Here is a 17375-nt window from a genome sequence, read left to right on the forward strand (position 1 = left end):
TTACTTTCTACGGCAGGTGCAGCGTGAAAGGGCACGACGATGAGGTTACCTCAGCGCAGACATCGTCTCATTGTTTCGACGAAAGCTTCCAGCACAAGTTCCAACCATGCAAGCCTTTCGACAACGAACCCGCTTGCCAAGTCGACGTTCGAGATCGATTGAGTCCGCACATAACACGTTGTTCAAAGAGGCGAAGAAACAACACTCATCTATCCAAAGATTCACTGGAACCAGATTTTGGGCATCGGCCGGGGAATCTTGAGATAGCATTGCTTAGCTAGAGACGATGTAGTCCGGCGACTTTCCCCGTCTGAAACAGAGAACGAGACTCGAACATGCTCCGCCCTTTTGCCAGTCACTCAGCGCGACGCCTGATTCCGATCCTCCTGCCCATGTTCGTTCTGTACTTCTGTTTGTCAGACGGCACCGCCGCCGAGTCGAACCCTGCGCAACCTTGGGTTCTCGCTGTAAGTCGTCCAACCCGTACTGAAGATAGCCCGCAGAACTCCCTCATGTTTCTCAGCAAACGCGAAGGTACGATCGCTCAGTCCAGCGTCCATCTCGTCGAGTGACTCGAGCGATCCGGGTGGCTGGGGTCTCGTCTTCGAGGCGCCGAATCCGGGACTCGTGTGCTGAGGTCTCGAAGACGAGACCTCAGCCACCGATTCTCCTCCTATCGACGCGACGGTGTAGGATCGCGTGCCTTTGGAGTGAGCGAGTCTTCAGTCGGCTTTGCCGACCAGTTGCGGTTTTTGGGCCGGGCCGAATGCAACGTTCGACTCGGAGTCGAAGAGCAACTGGTCTTTCGTAAACTTCAAGTGGATCGTGAGCAGAAACGGCGTCTCGAAGAACGAGATCTTGGCCGTGTACGTGTCGTCGGCGGTCCAGTCTCCGCTGACGGCTGCGGGCTGCTCGGAAAACTGGCCGTAAGCGAGCCGCCCCTTGCGCCATTCGCCTCGGCCGCATGGGATGCGATGATCGACGCCGTCGACTTTCAAGACGAGGGTCACCGCATCGGCTTTGCCGTCACTTTCGAGCGTGATGGCTTCAAGATTGCGGTCATTGGTCGGGAACCGATACACTCGGCCGGCCACTTTCGCTCCGACTCCGGACGCGCCCGAACCCTGCTGGGGACGCAAGGACAGACCCTTGAGCGTGCGTTCGAGCGTCTCGGAAGACTTGGGATCGGCGGCCAACGGAGCCGGCTTCAGGGCTGGGAGTAGCTGATCCCAGACCAGGTTCAAAACGGCCTGCATGTCCTTCACACTGCTCGTGATGGCGATCACGGCATCTTGCTCGGGCAAGACGATGCAATATTGCCCGAACGCGCCATCGCCTCGGAATGCGCCGTTGCGACAGCGCCAGAACTGATAGCCGTAACCTTGCTCCCAATCGCTCTTGGGGTTGCTCCCATTCGAGGTCTGCCGTGCCGTGGCGGCCTCGATCCAGGCTGCGGGTACCAACTGCGCGCCTTGCCAGTTCCCTTTTTGAAGGTAGAGCTGGCCGAATTTTGCGATGTCCTCGGTGCGTACGCTCAGCCCGTAGCCACCGAGCGAGATGCCTTGCGGGCTGGTTCCCCAGGTCGGTTCCTCAATTCCCAAGGGATCGAACAGACGAGGCTTCAGGTAGTCAAGTACCGTCATGCCCATGGTTTTCTGGACGATCGCCGAGAGCATGTAGGTTGCAGGTGTGTTGTAAAGAAAATGGGTCCCCGGCTTGTTCGGCACGGGCTGGGCCAGAAAGGTCTTGGTCCAAGCCGGCTGGTTTGCGGGGGAAGCGGTCTTGCTCTCCGGCAGGAGCGGCCCGAGGAACGGCTCGTTTTGGTGCCCCGTGGACATCCGCAGGAGGTCGCTGATTCGCATCGCCTTGAGATTGTCGCTCGGCGAGGCTGGGGAATCCTCGGGGAAGAATGTCAGTACGCGATCGTCCACGCTCAGCTTCCCTTCCGCGACGGCCAGTCCAATGGCCGTGGAGGTAAAGCTCTTGCTGAGCGAGTAAAGCGAGTGGCGTGAAGCCGCGTCATACGGCGCCCACCAGCCTTCCGCCACCACGTGACCATGGCGCACTACGATGAGGCTGTGCATCGCGTCGATCGTCTTGTCCGCCTTCTCGACGAACCCGAGGACCTCCGAGGACGAGACCCCTTGAGACTCCGGAGTGCTCCTGGGCAGCGAAACTGGTGCGGCCGCGATGCAAAAGGGACCGCAAACGGCAATCGATGCGGCCAAAGCGAAATTTTTCATGGAAAGCAACCCGTCGAGAACTCGATGGCTTTGTTCGCCCCTCCCCAACCACAGAGGGTTATTGGACGGGGCTGCCTTGAACCGGTCAAGTGTCAACCGGCCAAACAGGAATCGGAAGGAGGGTGACCACTTGCCGTCTCATCGAGCGGCGATATATCGTGGTATACCAAAATCGATCCCTGCCATCGAGCGAGGCCGAAGTGGACCACGTGTCTCTCGCGCAGAGTGTGTACGACCGGCTCCACCAGAGGCTGCGGTCGGGGAGCCTCCGTCCTGGAACTCGGCTCGTCAACCGGACTCTGGCGGCGGAACTTGGGACAAGTACGATTCCGGTTCGTGAGGCGATCAGCCGGCTTGTCAGCGAGGGGGTCCTGGATTTCACGCCGGGGGCCGGCGCTTTTGTCCGCGCTCCCGACTCGAATGAGCTCGGGGAGTTGTATGACGTCCGGGAAGCCCTTGAGGTCATGGCGGCCGTGGAGGCCGCGCGGTTCGCGAACGACCACTTGCTCGCCGATTTGCGGGCCATCTGTCAATGGTTCCGTCAGGTCGCCGAGGCCATCCCTCCTGGCCAACACGCCACGCGTCCTCAATTCGACCACTGGCTCGAATGCGAGGAAGCGTTTCACACCAGGCTCGTCGCGGCCTCGCACAACCGCTGGCTTGTGAAGGTGGTCAAGGAGATCCGCGTCATCGCCCAGGTCTTCGCGGCTCAGAAGCGGGCACCCAGGCTGCTCACGCACGCCCTGGCCGTGACCACCGTGAGTCAGCACGACACGTTCGTCACGATCTTGGCGGATCATGACACGGAAAAAGCAGCCGCCTGGATGTCGTCCCACATTCGTTTGGGTCGGGACTCAGTGATAAATTACATGTTAATGCAGTCTGTTCTTGAAGCCTCAGGAACCCAAACCGACGCTTGATCTTTGCCACGCCGAATGTGAATCCAGGGCAGTGTGACCACTTCGCTGGAGCCTGTTTTTGCTTCGGATCGTTACCATCCTCGACGCAGGGCCACAAAGTACCCCGCGCAAGCGCGGCACTCTCTTCCTTAGCGACGACGAAGGAGTATCTTGGCCTGTCCATCGCTTGCCTGCAAAAGGGAGCTTCGGCGACTCCTTTGCTTGTCCTCCTCGCCCAATGGGTCGCTCCGATCGAGACGAGGACTGCTGGTACGCAACGCTCTCATTACTCTCCATTGGTGAATAAATGGATGCTGAAACCGTCCCCACAGATTTTCACAGGATCCGCCGCGCTGCGTGGCTGGCGGTTGCCTTGCTTGCGCCGGTTGCCCTGCTGAACTACCTCGACCGCCAGATGCTCGCCGCGATGAAGACGTCGATGATGACGGACATCCCGGATATTGGCTCGCGAGAAAACTGGGGCTTCATGCTGGGCTCATTCAAGTGGGTCTACGCGCTCCTGAGCCCGATCGGCGGCTACATCGCCGACCGATTCAGTCGTCGCCTCGTGATTATCGCCAGCCTGTTCGTCTGGTCGGCGGTGACCTGGTCCACCGGCTATGTGACGACCTACGACGGTCTGGTCGCGACCCGGGCCTTGATGGGGATCAGCGAAGCCTTCTACATCCCGGCTGCCCTGGCGCTTATCACCGATTTCCATCGCGGTTCGACCCGATCGCGGGCCGTCGGCATCCACCAGATGGGTATGTACGCGGGCATCGTCCTCGGCGGATTCGCGGGCCATGTGGCGGATCAACCGAATCTCGGCTGGCGGTTTGCCTTCCAGGCCTGCGGGGTTGTCGGGATCCTTTACTCGGTTCCCTTATTCTGGCTTTTGCGCGATCCGTCGGAATCACAAACATCTAACAAGTCCCACCCCACGTCGCTCTTTCGGGCCTGGCTCGAACTGGTCAAGAATCGCGACTTCCTCCTTTTGGTCCTCTACTTCACCTTGCCCGCGTTGGCGGGTTGGGTCGTCAAGGATTGGATGCCGGACATTCTCCGGGAACGGTTCAGCCTCCAACAGGGAAATGCCGGCGTCTACGCCGTGATCCCCGTGCAGCTCGCGTCATTGATAGGTGTCGGCATTGGCGGTTGGATGGCGGACGCCTGGATGAAGCGTTCCGAGCGGGGCCGTATCTTTGTCAGTGCACTCGGAATGATCCTCTTTCTGCCCGCCCTGTTCGGCGTCGGCTTTTCGGAACATCTCGGTTTAGCGGTCGGATTCCTGATCCTCTACGGCATTGGCTGGGGGTTCTTCGACTGCAACAACATGCCCATTCTTTCCCAACTCGTACGACCCGAGCTTCGGGCTACGGGTTATGGCTTCATGAACCTGGTCAGCATCAGTTGCGGCGGATTCGCCGACTGGGGATTTGGCCGCTTGCGTGACCAGCACGTCTCCATCGCCGCCATTTTCGGCATCTTCGCGGGGATCGCGTTGATCTCCGTAGCGATTGTACTCATGATCCACCCCCGACCTGAACTTGCCCCAAAGGATTCCTGAGGATGTCGATCAAGCTGAGTGGTCTCATTGCCGCGACCCACACCCCGTTTCAGGCTGACGGTCAACTCAACCTCGCCGTCGTGGCGCGTCAGGCCGAGCATTTGCTTGCGAACGGTGTCAGAACCGTTTTCATCGGTGGAACGACCGGCGAGAGCCATTCTCTCGCCGTTGAGGAACGGCTGGCGCTGGCCCAACGTTGGAGCAAGGTCGCCCAAGGCTCCGAGCTTCGGGTCGTCGTCCACGTCGGCTCCAACTCGCTCACGGATGCACGGACGCTGGCCGCGCAGGCTCAATCTTTGGGTGTAGCCGCCATCGCGGCCTTCTCCCCGAGCTATTTCAAACCGAAGGACGTGGCAACGCTCGTCGCTTGTTGCGCCGAGATCGCCGGCGCTGCCCCGGCCTTGCCGTTCTACTTCTACGACATTCCCAGCATGACCGGCGTGCAACTCAGCATGCCCGCCTTTCTGGAACTGGCTACGAAGAGCGTGCCGACGCTTGCGGGAATCAAGTTTACGAATCCCGACCTGATGGCTTACCAGCAATGCCTGCATGCTCAAAGCCATCGATTCGACATCCCTTGGGGCTCGGATGAAACGCTTCTCGGGGCGCTTGCCCTGGGCGCTTCGGGCGCTGTCGGCAGTACGTACAACTTTGCCGCTCCGATCTACCATCGCGTGCTGGCCGCCTTCGCGCAGGGCGATCTTGCCAAGGCTCGAGCCGAGCAATATCGCTCGGTCGAACTCGTCGAGCTGCTGGCCGGTTTCGGCTTCATGGGGGCGGCCAAAACCGTGATGTCCTTCCTGGGTGTCGACGTCGGCCCCGCCCGGCTCCCGCACTCGAATCTCACCGCCGAGCAAGTGGTGGAGTTGAAATCGAGCCTCGAACGGCTTGGTTACTTCGACTGGATCCGGGCATGACGTGAAGCCATTCCGGCGTATTTACGATCACGGCGCGTGGGCCCACTGGATGCGAATTGGATCGCGGTCCGGTATGCTTTCCAGTCGGGCCCATCAAATCGGATCCGTGAAAGAGGTGTGGAATGGCATACGATAATGTCATCTTGGCTCGGCGCTGGTTCGAGGAGGTCTGGAACCAGCGTCGATCGGACACGATCGACGAACTCCTGACCGATGAGAGCGTGAGCGTCTCCGAATCCGGCACGTTGCGGGGCAAGCAGGATTTCAAGGAAAAGACTCACAACGTCTTCCTTGCCGCCTTCCCTGACCTGCAGATCAATGTCGACGGGACCGTGGCCGAAGGAGACGAAGTCGTCGTCCGCTGGTCAGGCAAGGCCACTCACCTGGGCGACGGTTTTGGGTTCCCACCGACCGGGCGCAAGGTCTCGTTCCGAGGGATGACCTGGATTCACTTCGATAACGGCAAGATGATGGAGGGTTGGGACTGCTGGGATCAATCCGGTCTGATCGCGTCGCTCCGTGCCCCGGAATTGTGAGCAAGCGGTTTGAGGTGCTTGGTGCGGATCGATTCCGCTCGGTCCTTGGGAGGAATTGCTTCAGACTCTGTCGAGTCCTGCACTTTCTGCTACTTGATGTACGTTTGCGGACGACGGATGGCGAGTCGACGAGGGCCGACCCCATGACATTCTCACATCCGCAGCCCATCCCATGCCAGTGGTTCGCCTGTCTCGCCGCCGTCCTCAATCGCCGTTCCGCCCCACGACTTCGGCGCCCTCCTGGCACGTAGTCGGCGGCCTGGCGCCAGTTGGATCCGCGCACCGACTCAGTGACGAGTTCCAGTTGATCGACGTCCATGTATCCAGAAGTACACGTGGAGGGCTTGGCAAAACAGGAGGGCTGTGATAAAATATTGGCTTACAGGAGGATCAGAGGCATGACGATACATTTACCCAAAGACGTGGAAATCGCGATCGAGGCTGCCGTACAGAGCGGCCATTTCGCGTCAGTCGATGACGCCCTCGCGGTCGCGTGGCGTAATTTCCAGCAGCAGCAAAAGCCACAGCAGGCTGGCTCTGAAACGCCCGATCCGCTGCTAGGTTCCATGCGTGATTACGCCGACGAGATGGACGAAATCGTGGCCGACGCGATGAAACAGCGTCGGGAGGAACCCTGGCGGGTGCTCCCTGGTGAATAAAGCCCTGCTCGATACTGACATGCTCTCCGAGATTATCAAAGGGAGAGACCAGGTGGTTGCCCGCAGCGCGACCGCGTACCGGGAAACGTTTGGTTATTACACGATGTCAGCTGTGACCGTGATGGAGATCGTTCGCGGCCTCCAGAAGAAGCAAGCGGCCCACCGCCTTCCTCATTTCCTCGCCTCCATCGCTCAGGAAGAAGTGATATCCCTCGATCAGTCGGCTGCCGAGTTGGCAGGTCGCATTGCTGGAGATTTGGAGCGGGTCGGGCGGCCTATCGGCATCGCCGATACGATGATCGCTGCCATCGCGTTGAGGCACGGCCTGGTGCTGGTCACTGGCAACACTGCTCATTTTCAGTATGTCCAGAACCTTGGCTATCCGCTTGCCTTGGCCAACTGGCGGTTCTAACGTCGATCACGCAGAATCGAGCGTTTCCATGCCTGGAGTTGGCTCGCGGCGTTCTATCGGCGGTGACCACAGATGAGGACACTCCAGACGCCTGGCGGGATTCTTGCGGTTCTGAAATCCGGGGTGACGGAGGCTGAAATTCAGGTGGCCGCCGACAGGCTGCTCAGCCTGGCCGCATGACATTCATCAGGTTCCGGAAAGTACTGTCGATCAGCAAAGATTCGTGCTAAACGCACGAACGAATGTCGCTTCTGAGGCTGTCGCCTGTGGGAGCAAGACGTTCGGGGAGACGGAGCGTGAAGCAGGTGAAGCGTTCGGGATGGCTCGTGAGGTCGAGAGTGCCGTGTAGCGCCGTGGCGATTCGCCGGGCGACCGTGAGGCCGAGCCCGCTGCCCGGAAGGCCTTCGTTGCGCGCCGCTTCCGCGCGGAAGAACGGGTCGAAGATGTGGGCTGCCTCTTCGGAATCGAGGCCGCGGCCCTGATCTTCAACGCTCAGGATGATCGAATTTCCCTCGCGATTTCCACTCACGAGGATTGGGGTGCCGGCTTCGCTGTATTTGCAGGCGTTGTCGAGCAGGTTGTCCAGAAGCTGGGCGAGCATAGGGGGATGAACCCGCACCGACAGAGGGGGGGCGCTGACCTCGAGATGGAGGTCGGCTGCGCGCGGGTGGTCGGACCAGCGTTCCAGGTGGTTGGGGAGCCACTCGGCGAGGTCGAGATCGCAGAGCAAGAGGCTGGGGGCCTCGGGTTGGGCGAGAAAGAGGAGGGTTTCCACGATCACGCGCAGGCGCATCCCTTCCTCGAGCACCCTGTCGAGCACTTGCCGGTATTCTTCCACGGGGCGTTCGCGACGTTGGGCAAGCTGAACCTGACCGAGAAGCGCGGCGAGCGGTGTGCGGAGTTGGTGGGAGGCATCGCCGGCAAAACGCTGCTGCTTGTCAAACGCCTCGTTGAGCCTGTCGAGCAGTCCATTGAAGGCATGCCCCAGGGCGTCGAGTTCGTCTCCGGTGCGGGGGGTCGGCACTCGTCGCCCCAGGTCTGTGGCCGACATCGTACCGACGGTTTCCGCCATCCGGGTCAGCGGCGCGAGAGCCCGGCGCGCAAGGAGCCGGCCGCCCGCCAGGGCGAGCAGCCAGATCCCCACGGACAAGACGATCAGCGTGCCACCTAATCGGTCGAGCGTTGCCTTGACGGGGGCTCGTTTCAAGCCGGCGACAAGCACGAGCAGAGGATACTGAACCTCATAGCCAGGCTCATCGTCCGGATGACCTCGACCGAGGCGGAGGAGCGCATTGAGCGCCATCTGTCGCCCCGCCATCCGCCAACCGGCGACTTTGCCGACGACCGTGCCATCCGGAGGGTTGGTGGGCCAGGCGCGGGCCTCCCAGCCGGCGGGGAATCCTCCGCTATCGGCGTTCGCCGAGCGGTCGACGAGGCTTCCTTTGCCATCCCGAACCGCCCAACGCACCTCATCCTGGCCCAGGTCGAGGCCCAGCGCAATGCGGCGATCCGTCGGCTCCCACTCCAGGCCGCCGGGCTCGATGTCGACCGAAGCCTCCAGGATATCGAGCGCTCGCTCCAGCCGTTCGTCGAGCTCGCGATAGAGGTGGCGCTGGGCCACGAGGTAAACGGTCCCGGAAAATCCCACCAGAACGAGTGCCAGGGCCGTCAGGAAAAAGGCGGAGAACCGGGTGACCAGCCTCACGATTTCGCTCCGGGTAAGCTCTGGGGCGTGTGATCGAGGACGTAACCGCGACCTCGCAAGGTATGGATGACGCGGGGACCGTGGGCCTCGAGTTTGCGTCTGAGTTCCATGACGTGAACCTCCAAGGTCTTCGAGATCCCATCGTGGCGATCGTCCCAGACGTGCTCGTAGAGCCGGGTGCGCGAGAGAACCTGCCCCGGGTGCCGGAGGAAGTAGACGAGCAGGCTCTGTTCTCGGGCAGTCAAGTCGAGCGGGTGGCCGTCGCGCTCGGCTCTCTGCGTGGCCAGGTTCACCGTGAGATCGCCCCAGGAGACCACTGTGCCGCCTCCCGTTTCACGACGGCGAATCAAGGCGCGGATCCGGGCCAGGAGCTCCTCGTAATCGAACGGTTTGCAGAGATAGTCGTCGGCGCCGCTGTCGAGCCCCAGCACGCGCTGCTCAACCTGGTCGCGCGCCGTGAGGAAGAGCACCGGGGTGGTTCGATCATGCTGGCGGAAACGTTGGAGCAGAGTCAATCCATCCTGGCCGGGCAGCCACCAATCGAGAAGAACGAGGTCCCACGTGCCGTTCCGTAGCGCTTGCCAGGCACTCAGGCCGTCCGCGGCGTGGTCAACGAGGAACCCTTCCTCACGGAGGCCGCGGACCAGAAAGTCGGAAATGTTCGTTTCGTCTTCAATAATGAGGACGCGAATGCTCATGTCGTTTCCTTTGCCTCATCCTTGTGCTTCCCCAAAGATCGAAGCGGATTCGATCAGATCACGATTGACGACAGCCCGATCTCGAGGCACGACATCCCCCCCAAAAAAGAAGCGGTTGCGGCCGAGCATTTGTCCCGACTTCGTCGTCATTGGTCAGTTCGGCAGGCGAGCTAAAGGTAAGGTGGAATTTACTTTCCGTTAATTGCGAGCTAACCGGGCATGTCATAAGATGACACATCGCGAAGAGTGCGTCGGGCGATTTCCATTTCAAGGGATTGCCTGGCTCGAGAGTCTGCCAGCCGAGTTGCACGCCGCTTCCGAAATTCTCCCCCCAGACCTTACCTTCCTCAAGTCATTTGGAGACTAATCCTCATGTCGAGCACCCCTGTAGGCATGAGTCCGCCGCAACGGCAGCCGCGGCGATCGTCGTTCCGGTGGTGGCTTTCACTGCCGGTCCTGCTTGTGCTTGGCGCGGTTGTCGCCTGGTCGCAGATGCCAGGTCACGGAAAGGAGACGGGAGGGGATTCGGAGCACGGGAGCACGGCGTCGGCGTCGAAACCGGGGGGCGAAAATCCCGAGGTCGAAGTCATTCACCCGAGGAAAGGGGGGATCGAGCGGATGACGGTCCAGCCCGGCTCGGTCCACTCGTTCGAGCGGGTTGACCTCTATTCTATGGTCTCGGGCTACTTGAAGTCGCAGTCGGTCGACATCGGTTCGCGGATCAAGAAGGGTGACGTGCTGGCCGAGATTGACGTTCCTCGCGAGAAGAACGCCGTAGAGTTTGCCGCGGCGATGCTGGAGCAGGCCAAGGCCAAGGCGCTCCAGGCGGAGGCCAAAGTCGATGCCATGAACGCCGAGCGTGAGTCGGCCGTGGCCACCGTGGCCCAGACCGAGTCCGATATCGATCGGCTGGTCTCGAGCCTGCGACTCGCGGAGAGTCAGTACGAGCGAATCCGGAGCCTCTTCGAGCGAAGCGCTGTCCCGAAGAGCGTGGTCGACGAAAACCTGAATGGGGTGGCTGCCGCCAAAGCGGCTGAAAAGACCGCCCGTCTCACCGTGCAGACCGCCAAGGCCAAGCTCGCCGGCGCTGGGGCGAGGGTCGTCCAGGCGAAGGCGGATGTGGCCGAGGCGCAAGCCGCGGTGCGCGTGGCCGAGACCCAGTTGGACAAGGCGCGAGTGGACCTGAGCTACGCGCAGATTCTCGCACCCTTCGACGGTGTGGTCACGCATCGAAATTTCCATCCCAGCGCGTTCGTTCGCGCGGCTTCAGGGGGCGGTGAGTTGCCCCTGCTCACCGTCGTGCGGACGGACCTGATGCGCGTGGTCGTTCGGATCCCCGATCGCGACGTCGTACTCACCGATGCCGGAGACCCGGCCGTCGTGACGATCGATGGGCTTCAGGGACGAGAGTTCCGGGGCAAGGTGTCGCGGATCTCCGAGGCCGAGGACCATCAGACGCGGACGATGCGCGTGGAGATCGACCTGGAGAACCCCGACCGACTACTCCGTGAAGGTATGTACGGTCGAGCAAGCATTGGCTTGGAATCGCTCTCGGAGCGGTTGACCTTGCCTACGGCCTGCGTTCTGGAACGCTCAGGTAAGCGGGACGGTGTGGTTCAAGTCGTCCGCGAGGGGAAGGTTCAACGGATCAAGGTGGAGTTGGGGGCCGATAACGGGACGCTTGTCGAAATCGACTCAGGGCTCAACCCGGACGAGGATGTGGTCCTTCGCTCGAACGCCGTTCTCGAGCCAGGAATGACGGTTAGCCCCAAGGTATCCGGTTGAGCCCGATGGATCGAACGCTCGCGGACGTCGTGGATCGCCCCTTCGGAGACGTTTGACCCATGAATGGTTTGATTCGATCGTCCCTCAAAAATCCGATCGCCGTGACTGTGTTGTCGCTGGCGATCGTCGTGCTGGGAACGCTGTCCGTCTACTCGATTCCGATCGACATCTTACCGGTCTTTCGTAGCCCGGCGGTGCAGACGCTGGTCTTTTACGGCGGGATGCCTGCGGCCAGCATCGAGAAGAACATCACCGCCCGACTCGAGCGTGGTGTGGTCCAGGCGACCGGGGGCCGGCGGCTCGAGTCGCGCTCGATCGTCGGCGTGAGTATCGTTCGCGACTACTTTCGCAGTAATGTGAATCCGAGCGGAGCATTGACCGAGACGAACTCCCTGGCCGGTTGGGAATTTCCGACCATGCCCCCCGGGACGCTTCCGCCGGTCGTGCTCCCGTACGACCCGACGGGGACCACTCCGGTCTGCTTGCTTGCTCTGGACAGTCCGAACCAGGGGGAAGCGGCTCTCTTCGACACGGGCCGCTACGAGGTCCGTCCCCAGATCATGTCGCAGCCGGGAGCCAATGCCCCCTTGGTTTATGGCGGCAAGGTCCGCGCAATCATGCTCTACCTCGACCGGGTCAAGCTTCAGGCCCGCCATCTGTCGCCCCTGGACGTGCTGAAGTCGGTCGACGAATACAACGTTTTCCTTCCGACCGGCAGCGTCAAGTTCGGCACCACCGACTACGCTATCGACTCGAACTCGATGTTTGACCTGGTAGGGAACATGGGCCAGATTCCCCTCCGTAACGAGCATGGGAATGCCGCCTACCTGGCCGACGTGGCGACCCCCAAGGACGCCAACTTTATTCAGACCAACATTGTGCGGGTCAACGGTAAGCGTCAGGTCTACGTCCCGGTCTTTCGTCAGGCTGGGGCCAGCACCCTGCAAGTGGTGGACACGCTCCGATCGTCGCTCGAAACGATGAAGGCACGGTTGACCCGTAGCGGGATCGACTTGAAGCTTGTGATGGATCAGTCGGTGTATGTTCGCCAGTCGATTGAGAGCTTGGCCGAGGAAGGAGTGCTCGGCGCAGTGCTCTGTTCGCTCGTGATCCTCCTCTTCCTCGGCGATTGGCGGATGACGATCATCGCCTTCCTGACGATTCCGATTGCGGTCCTGGCCGCGATGATCGGCCTGAATGCGACGGGCAACACGGTGAACGTGATGACCTTGGCCGGGCTCGCCCTTTCGATCGGTCCCCTCGTGGACAGCGCGATCATCTGTTTAGAAAACACGCACCGCCATCTCGGCCTGGGGGCAACGCCCGAGGAGGCCGCCTACCTGGGGGCCAGCGAGGTGGCGATGCCCGCCCTGGTCGCCTGTATCTGCACGCTCTTGGTGCTGGCCCCGCTGGCGCTTATGCCCGGCTTGGGCGAGTTCCTCTATCGGCCGATGGCGGCGTCGGTGGCGTTCGCGATGATTTCCGCGTACCTGCTCTCGCAGACCCTCGTCCCTTCCCGATCGGCCCGCTGGCTTCGCGCTCACGCCAGCCACGGTCATGTCGACCAGGCCGGGCACGCGGAGTCCCCTGGGACCGGGAGTCGCAAGGCAGTGCTGACTCGCATGTTCTCGAGCGCTCTGGCCCGTTGGGAAGGGGTGATCGAGACCGGGATTCGCTGGTACGTCCGCCAACTCGAGCGGGTGATGAAGTATCGGCTTGTGACCGTCCTTGGCTCGTTGGTGACCCTGGTCGCCGTCCTCGCGCTCCTGGGAACTCAACTCCGCCGCGAGTTCTTTCCCGAAGTCGACGCCGGGGCCTTCGAGATCTACGCCCGGGCGGCGAGCGGTACCCGCATTGAGGAGACGGAAAAGAAGATCGCGCGGGTCGAAAAATTCGTCCGCGATCAGATCGGGAAAGATGTGCAGATCATTATTTCCGAGCTTGGCGTGGTTGCTGACCTGTCGGCCGCTTACACTCCCAACGCCGGACCGATGGACGGGGTCATCAAGGTCCAGCTCGTCGAGCATCGCCACCACTCTGCGCAAGAGTATGTCCGGATGCTCCGCGCGGGCTTCGCGAACGATCGGTCGTTCTCCGACCTGGAATTTGCGTTCGATGCCGGCGGGATGATTCGCTCCGCCATGAACGAAGGCAAGTCGTCGCCGATCAACATCCGGATCTCCGGCAAGGATATGGCCCAGGCGCGGAAGGTCGCGGAGTTGGTCAAGCGTAAGGTGACGCAGGTCAACGGCGTCGTCGACGCGCGAATTATCCAGCGGTTGGACTATCCCCAGTACATCATCGACGTCGACCGCTCCAAGGCTGCCGATCTCGGGCTCAACCAGGCCGAGGTCATGAAGAATGTCGTCGCCGCGATGAACTCGAGCATTCAGTTCCACAAGAAGAACTTCTGGATCGACCCGGTCAGCCGGAATCAGTACTTCGTCGGTGTGCAGTATTTTGAGGAGGACATCGACTCAGTCGAGACCCTGCTGGACATTCCGATCACGAGTCCGAAGCAGTCCCAGCCAATCCCGCTCCGAAATTTCGCCACCTTGCGTCGGGGTTCGGTTCCGACCGAGATCACGCACACGAACCTCCAGTCAACCATCGACCTGACGATGAGTGTCGATGGACGGGACCTCGGGCACGTGGCCGACGACGTCACCAAAGTGGTGAACGAGTTCGGTGAGTCGAACGGGACCGCCTCGTGGATTCCCTACGACCCGTCGGACCAAGCGCCGGCGAGAACCCCGCTCAAGGGGGCCTCGATGGAGTTGAGCGGCGAGTATTCGCGAATGCAGGAGACTTTCAGCAGCCTCGGGATCGGCCTGATCTTGGCGACCATGCTGATCTACTTCCTCATGGCCGGGCTCTTCAAGTCGTACCTCACACCGCTCGTGATTCTGTTCGCCGTGCCGCTCGGCCTGATCGGTGTGGTCATTATGCTTTTCGTCACCGGCTCGGCGATCAACGTCCAATCATTGCTCGGCGTGATTTTCATGGTCGGCATCGTCGTCTCGAACACCGTGCTTCTGGTCGACTTCGCCCAGAACCTGCGGGTTCAGGAGGGGCTGACGCCTGACGCCGCGATCCGCAAGGCCGCCTCGATCCGCGTTCGACCGGTCGTGATGACGGCTCTTGCCTCGTTCTTCGCTCTGATCCCGATGGCCCTGGCACTCGGTCGCGGCAGTGAGGCGAACGGGCCGCTCGGTCGTTCGGTCATTGGTGGTATCGTTGCCGGTATGCTCACCACCTTGTTCGTCGTCCCCTCGCTCTATTCTCTGGTCGTCCGGGATAGCCTGGAGCAAAACGAACAGCGCGAGATAAGCTCTGAGGATGAGCCGATCCAGGAGGACGTTTGAGACGGGTTGTGGCCGAACCTCCACAGCGGTGTTTATACTCGTCCCTCAGGACGTTGATGACTGGGTGATTATCGAGTTCGAGGAGTTTGCGGATGTCCAAGGTTCTGACGCTTGTTTTCGGGGTAATCGTCAGTTTGAGCTCGGTGGCGTCCGCCGCCGAGCAGAACGTTGTGGTCATTACGATCGACGGCCTTCCCTCGTCCTACTTCAGTGATCCCCACGCCTCGCTGCCTGTCATTCGAGGGCTGGCGAAGTCAGGGGTTGCGGCCGTTGAGGGGATGCATGTTTCCAACCCTTCGGTCACCTGGCCGAACCACACGACGCTGATGACAGGCGTCCACCCGGAAAAGCACGGCGTGCTTTTCAACGGCGGTCTCGAGCGTCTGAGTGATACCAAAACCGTTCGAGTGAACCCAAAGAAGACACAGCAGGAATTGGTCAAGGTCCCGCTTCTCTTTGATGTCATCAAAGAGGCCGGCCTGACCAGCGCAGCGATCAACTGGCCTTGCACGCGAGGATCGACGTCGATCGACGACAATTTCCCCGACGTGCCGGACAACGTCCTCCACTCGAGCCCTCGCCTCGTCGAGGAACTGACTCAGTCGGGTGTGCTTCGACATTTCGAGGACGGCGGATCGATCGTTCGCGACGAGGTCTGGACCGACGCCGCCTGCCATGTCATTCGGCAGCGGAAGCCGAGACTCCTGGCGCTTCACCTGCTCAACCTGGATACGACCCACCACCGTTTCGGCCCGAACTCCGACCCTGGTTATACGGCCGCCGCTCTGTGTGACGCGATGGTGGGACGGATTGTCAAGGCGATCGATGATGCGGGCCTCCGCGATCGAACGACCATCTTCCTCGTGGCAGACCACGGCTTCGCGGCGATCGAGAAGACGCTCAAGCCGAACGCGGTGCTGCGACGCGAGGGTCTGATCACGGTGGAGAAAGGGACGATCACCTCTGCGCGGGCAGTGGTCGTTCCTGAAGGGGGAACCGGCCTGGTCTATCTCACAAACCCGGAGACCGCAACGCAGGACGCCGAAGCCGTGCGACGTCTCTTTCAAGGTGCGGAAGGGATTGTGACCGTTCTCGGGCCTGATGACTTCGCCCGTTACCGGATGCCGACACCAGCCACTCATAAAGATATGGCGGACCTGATTCTCGTGGCCAAGGACGGTTACACCGTCAGTGGCGTGGCGACCGGCGACGAGTTCGTCTCGTCGAAGAAGGCGGGGCCCACAGGATCTCACGGATTCGTGTCGACCGAACCGAAAATGAATGCGATTTTCGTCGCCTCGGGGCCGAGCATCAAGACCGGGGTGAAGCTCGAGAGCCTCGACAATAGTGATGTTGCGCCGACGGTGGCTCGAATTCTGGGCGTTCCCTTGAAGCAAGCCACCGGCCGGATCCTCTCCGAGATTCTTGCGGAAGGGAACTGAGCATCCGCGTGAGAAGCAATGAGGCGATTCCCTGGTGGGCATGTTCCACCAGGGAATCGCCTCAGACGCAACCGGGTAAAGAACCATCGAAAGTTGTGAGAGCAGCGCACACTTCGCGAATGAGCCGTCGTTTATTTCAGTTCGATCCGGACCCCGGCGGTCTTGCACTCTTCGAGCTCTTTGGAACGCGCCTCGTCGGAGAGCGGGTTACCGGTCAGATAGAGGCGAAGGAACGGCGCGAACCGCTTCGGGCCGGCGGCATCCTCTTTGACCATCTTCACGAGCGGAGCGAGGCCGCTGAGCTTGTTCCGTTCAAGGAGCAAGATCTTGAGATCGGTCTGAGTGGAGAGCGCATTCAGGTCTTCAATCTGGTTGTCCTGAAGCTCGAGCAGGGAGAGCTTGGTCACCTTGGCGAGCGGTGACAGGTCGGTTACCTGGTTTTTCCCGAGGCAGAGCGAAGCGAGTTTGGTCAAGTTCGCAAGCGGAGCGAGGTCCTTGATCTGGTTGTTGTTGAGATAGAGCGCGGATAGGCTGGTCAGTCCCGCGAGTGGCTGGAGTTCCTGAATCTTGTTGCCCGAAAGCTCCAGGTACTGGAGACCTTTCGACTCACTCAACGGGGAAATGTCCTCGATCTTATTGTCCGCGAGGTCGAGGGACTGGAGATTCGGCAACCCCTTGAGAGGTTTGAGGTCGCTGATCTCGTTCTTCGAGAGTCGGAGCAGGGCGAGATTCTTACATTTTTCGAGACCGGTCAGATTGCTGATCCCTTTGCCGGGCGCTTCCAGCACGTAGACGTTTTGCAGCTTTGCCTCGGTCAGCTCTGCTTTGGGTTCGTGCTTGAGCACGGCCTGGATCGCGGCTTCGAGGTTCTTATCAGGAATGAGCGGGTCTGCGCCGAACGTGGGCTGGGCCAGGAACCCGGAGAAGAGAGCGAGCAGGCACGTCTCGGCATAGCGTCGTTTCATGAGAGGCTCCTGGATGGAGAGTCGCCCGCAACGGTGCGACTCGAAGCAAGGGGAGCGCTTCCGCCCGAAGGCCGGGAGGTACGTTCGAGGCGTCGCGACGAAGGAGTTCAGCCGCGTCTAGCCACGAAGCGGCGGTGGGGGATCGCTCTCAAATAAGCCTGGGTCCGCATTATGATCGCAGG

General features: G+C 61.0%; 13 protein-coding genes. 9 read left to right on the forward strand and 4 right to left on the reverse strand.

From position 1 onward, the window contains the following. Positions 1-722: 722 nt before the first annotated feature. Positions 723-2243 (reverse strand): serine hydrolase domain-containing protein, encoded by a 1521-nt coding sequence (locus SINAC_RS10340; protein WP_015245606.1) that lies wholly within the window; start codon positions 2241-2243, stop codon positions 723-725. 200 nt (positions 2244-2443) lie between these two features. On the opposite strand from SINAC_RS10340, the gene SINAC_RS10345 reads away from it, so the two are divergent. The 6 genes from SINAC_RS10345 to SINAC_RS10370 all read left to right on the forward strand — a co-directional run bounded on the left by SINAC_RS10345 (position 2444) and on the right by SINAC_RS10370 (position 7233). Further along, the gene (locus SINAC_RS10345; RefSeq protein ID WP_015245607.1) at positions 2444-3163 is read left to right on the forward strand and encodes a GntR family transcriptional regulator; all 720 of its coding nucleotides are present in this window, start codon (positions 2444-2446) and stop codon (positions 3161-3163) included. A 286-nt stretch (positions 3164-3449) separates the two neighbouring features. Next, the gene (locus tag SINAC_RS10350; protein WP_015245608.1) at positions 3450-4709 is read left to right on the forward strand and encodes an MFS transporter; all 1260 of its coding nucleotides are present in this window, start codon (positions 3450-3452) and stop codon (positions 4707-4709) included. A gap of 2 nt (positions 4710-4711) precedes the next feature. After that, the gene (locus SINAC_RS10355; RefSeq protein WP_015245609.1) at positions 4712-5626 is read left to right on the forward strand and encodes a dihydrodipicolinate synthase family protein; all 915 of its coding nucleotides are present in this window, start codon (positions 4712-4714) and stop codon (positions 5624-5626) included. 122 nt (positions 5627-5748) lie between these two features. Beyond that, positions 5749-6162 carry an ester cyclase gene (locus tag SINAC_RS10360; RefSeq protein ID WP_015245610.1) on the forward strand — a complete coding sequence of 138 codons (414 nt, stop codon included), beginning with the start codon at positions 5749-5751 and terminating at the stop codon, positions 6160-6162. Between the two features lie 398 nt (positions 6163-6560). After that, positions 6561-6821: a hypothetical protein gene (locus tag SINAC_RS10365; protein ID WP_015245611.1), complete on the forward strand. Its 261-nt coding sequence runs from the start codon at positions 6561-6563 to the stop codon at positions 6819-6821. After that, on the forward strand, positions 6814-7233 hold the full coding sequence (locus SINAC_RS10370; RefSeq protein ID WP_015245612.1) for a type II toxin-antitoxin system VapC family toxin: 420 nt from the start codon (positions 6814-6816) through the stop codon (positions 7231-7233). Before SINAC_RS10365 ends, SINAC_RS10370 begins: the two co-directional genes overlap by 8 nt. Positions 7234-7459: 226 nt before the next feature. On the opposite strand, the gene SINAC_RS10375 is transcribed toward SINAC_RS10370, so the two are convergent. Both SINAC_RS10375 and SINAC_RS10380 read right to left on the reverse strand, forming a co-directional pair. Continuing rightward, a complete protein-coding gene (locus SINAC_RS10375) occupies positions 7460-8938 on the reverse strand; it encodes a sensor histidine kinase (protein WP_015245613.1) in 1479 nt (492 codons plus the stop codon). Beyond that, positions 8935-9636: a response regulator transcription factor gene (locus SINAC_RS10380; RefSeq protein ID WP_015245614.1), complete on the reverse strand. Its 702-nt coding sequence runs from the start codon at positions 9634-9636 to the stop codon at positions 8935-8937. The genes SINAC_RS10375 and SINAC_RS10380 overlap by 4 nt, the downstream gene beginning before the upstream one ends. A gap of 372 nt (positions 9637-10008) precedes the next feature. Here SINAC_RS10380 and SINAC_RS10385 point away from each other — a divergent pair, with 372 nt between their 5' ends. The 3 genes from SINAC_RS10385 (at position 10009) to SINAC_RS10395 (ending at position 16228) form a co-directional block, all read left to right on the forward strand. Continuing rightward, entirely contained in the window at positions 10009-11421 is a 1413-nt protein-coding gene (locus SINAC_RS10385; protein WP_015245615.1) for an efflux RND transporter periplasmic adaptor subunit, read from the forward strand. Positions 11422-11480: 59 nt separating this feature from the next. Continuing rightward, positions 11481-14786, forward strand: a complete 3306-nt coding sequence (locus SINAC_RS10390; protein WP_015245616.1) for an efflux RND transporter permease subunit — start codon at positions 11481-11483, stop codon at positions 14784-14786. Between the two features lie 92 nt (positions 14787-14878). Beyond that, the gene (locus SINAC_RS10395; protein ID WP_015245617.1) at positions 14879-16228 is read left to right on the forward strand and encodes an alkaline phosphatase family protein; all 1350 of its coding nucleotides are present in this window, start codon (positions 14879-14881) and stop codon (positions 16226-16228) included. Between the two features lie 131 nt (positions 16229-16359). On the opposite strand, the gene SINAC_RS10400 is transcribed toward SINAC_RS10395, so the two are convergent. Beyond that, positions 16360-17193 (reverse strand): leucine-rich repeat domain-containing protein, encoded by an 834-nt coding sequence (locus SINAC_RS10400; RefSeq protein WP_015245618.1) that lies wholly within the window; start codon positions 17191-17193, stop codon positions 16360-16362. Between the last annotated feature and the right edge of the window lie 182 nt (positions 17194-17375).

Origin of the sequence: Singulisphaera acidiphila DSM 18658 (assembly GCF_000242455.2) — a bacterium.
Classification (GTDB): domain Bacteria; phylum Planctomycetota; class Planctomycetia; order Isosphaerales; family Isosphaeraceae; genus Singulisphaera; species Singulisphaera acidiphila.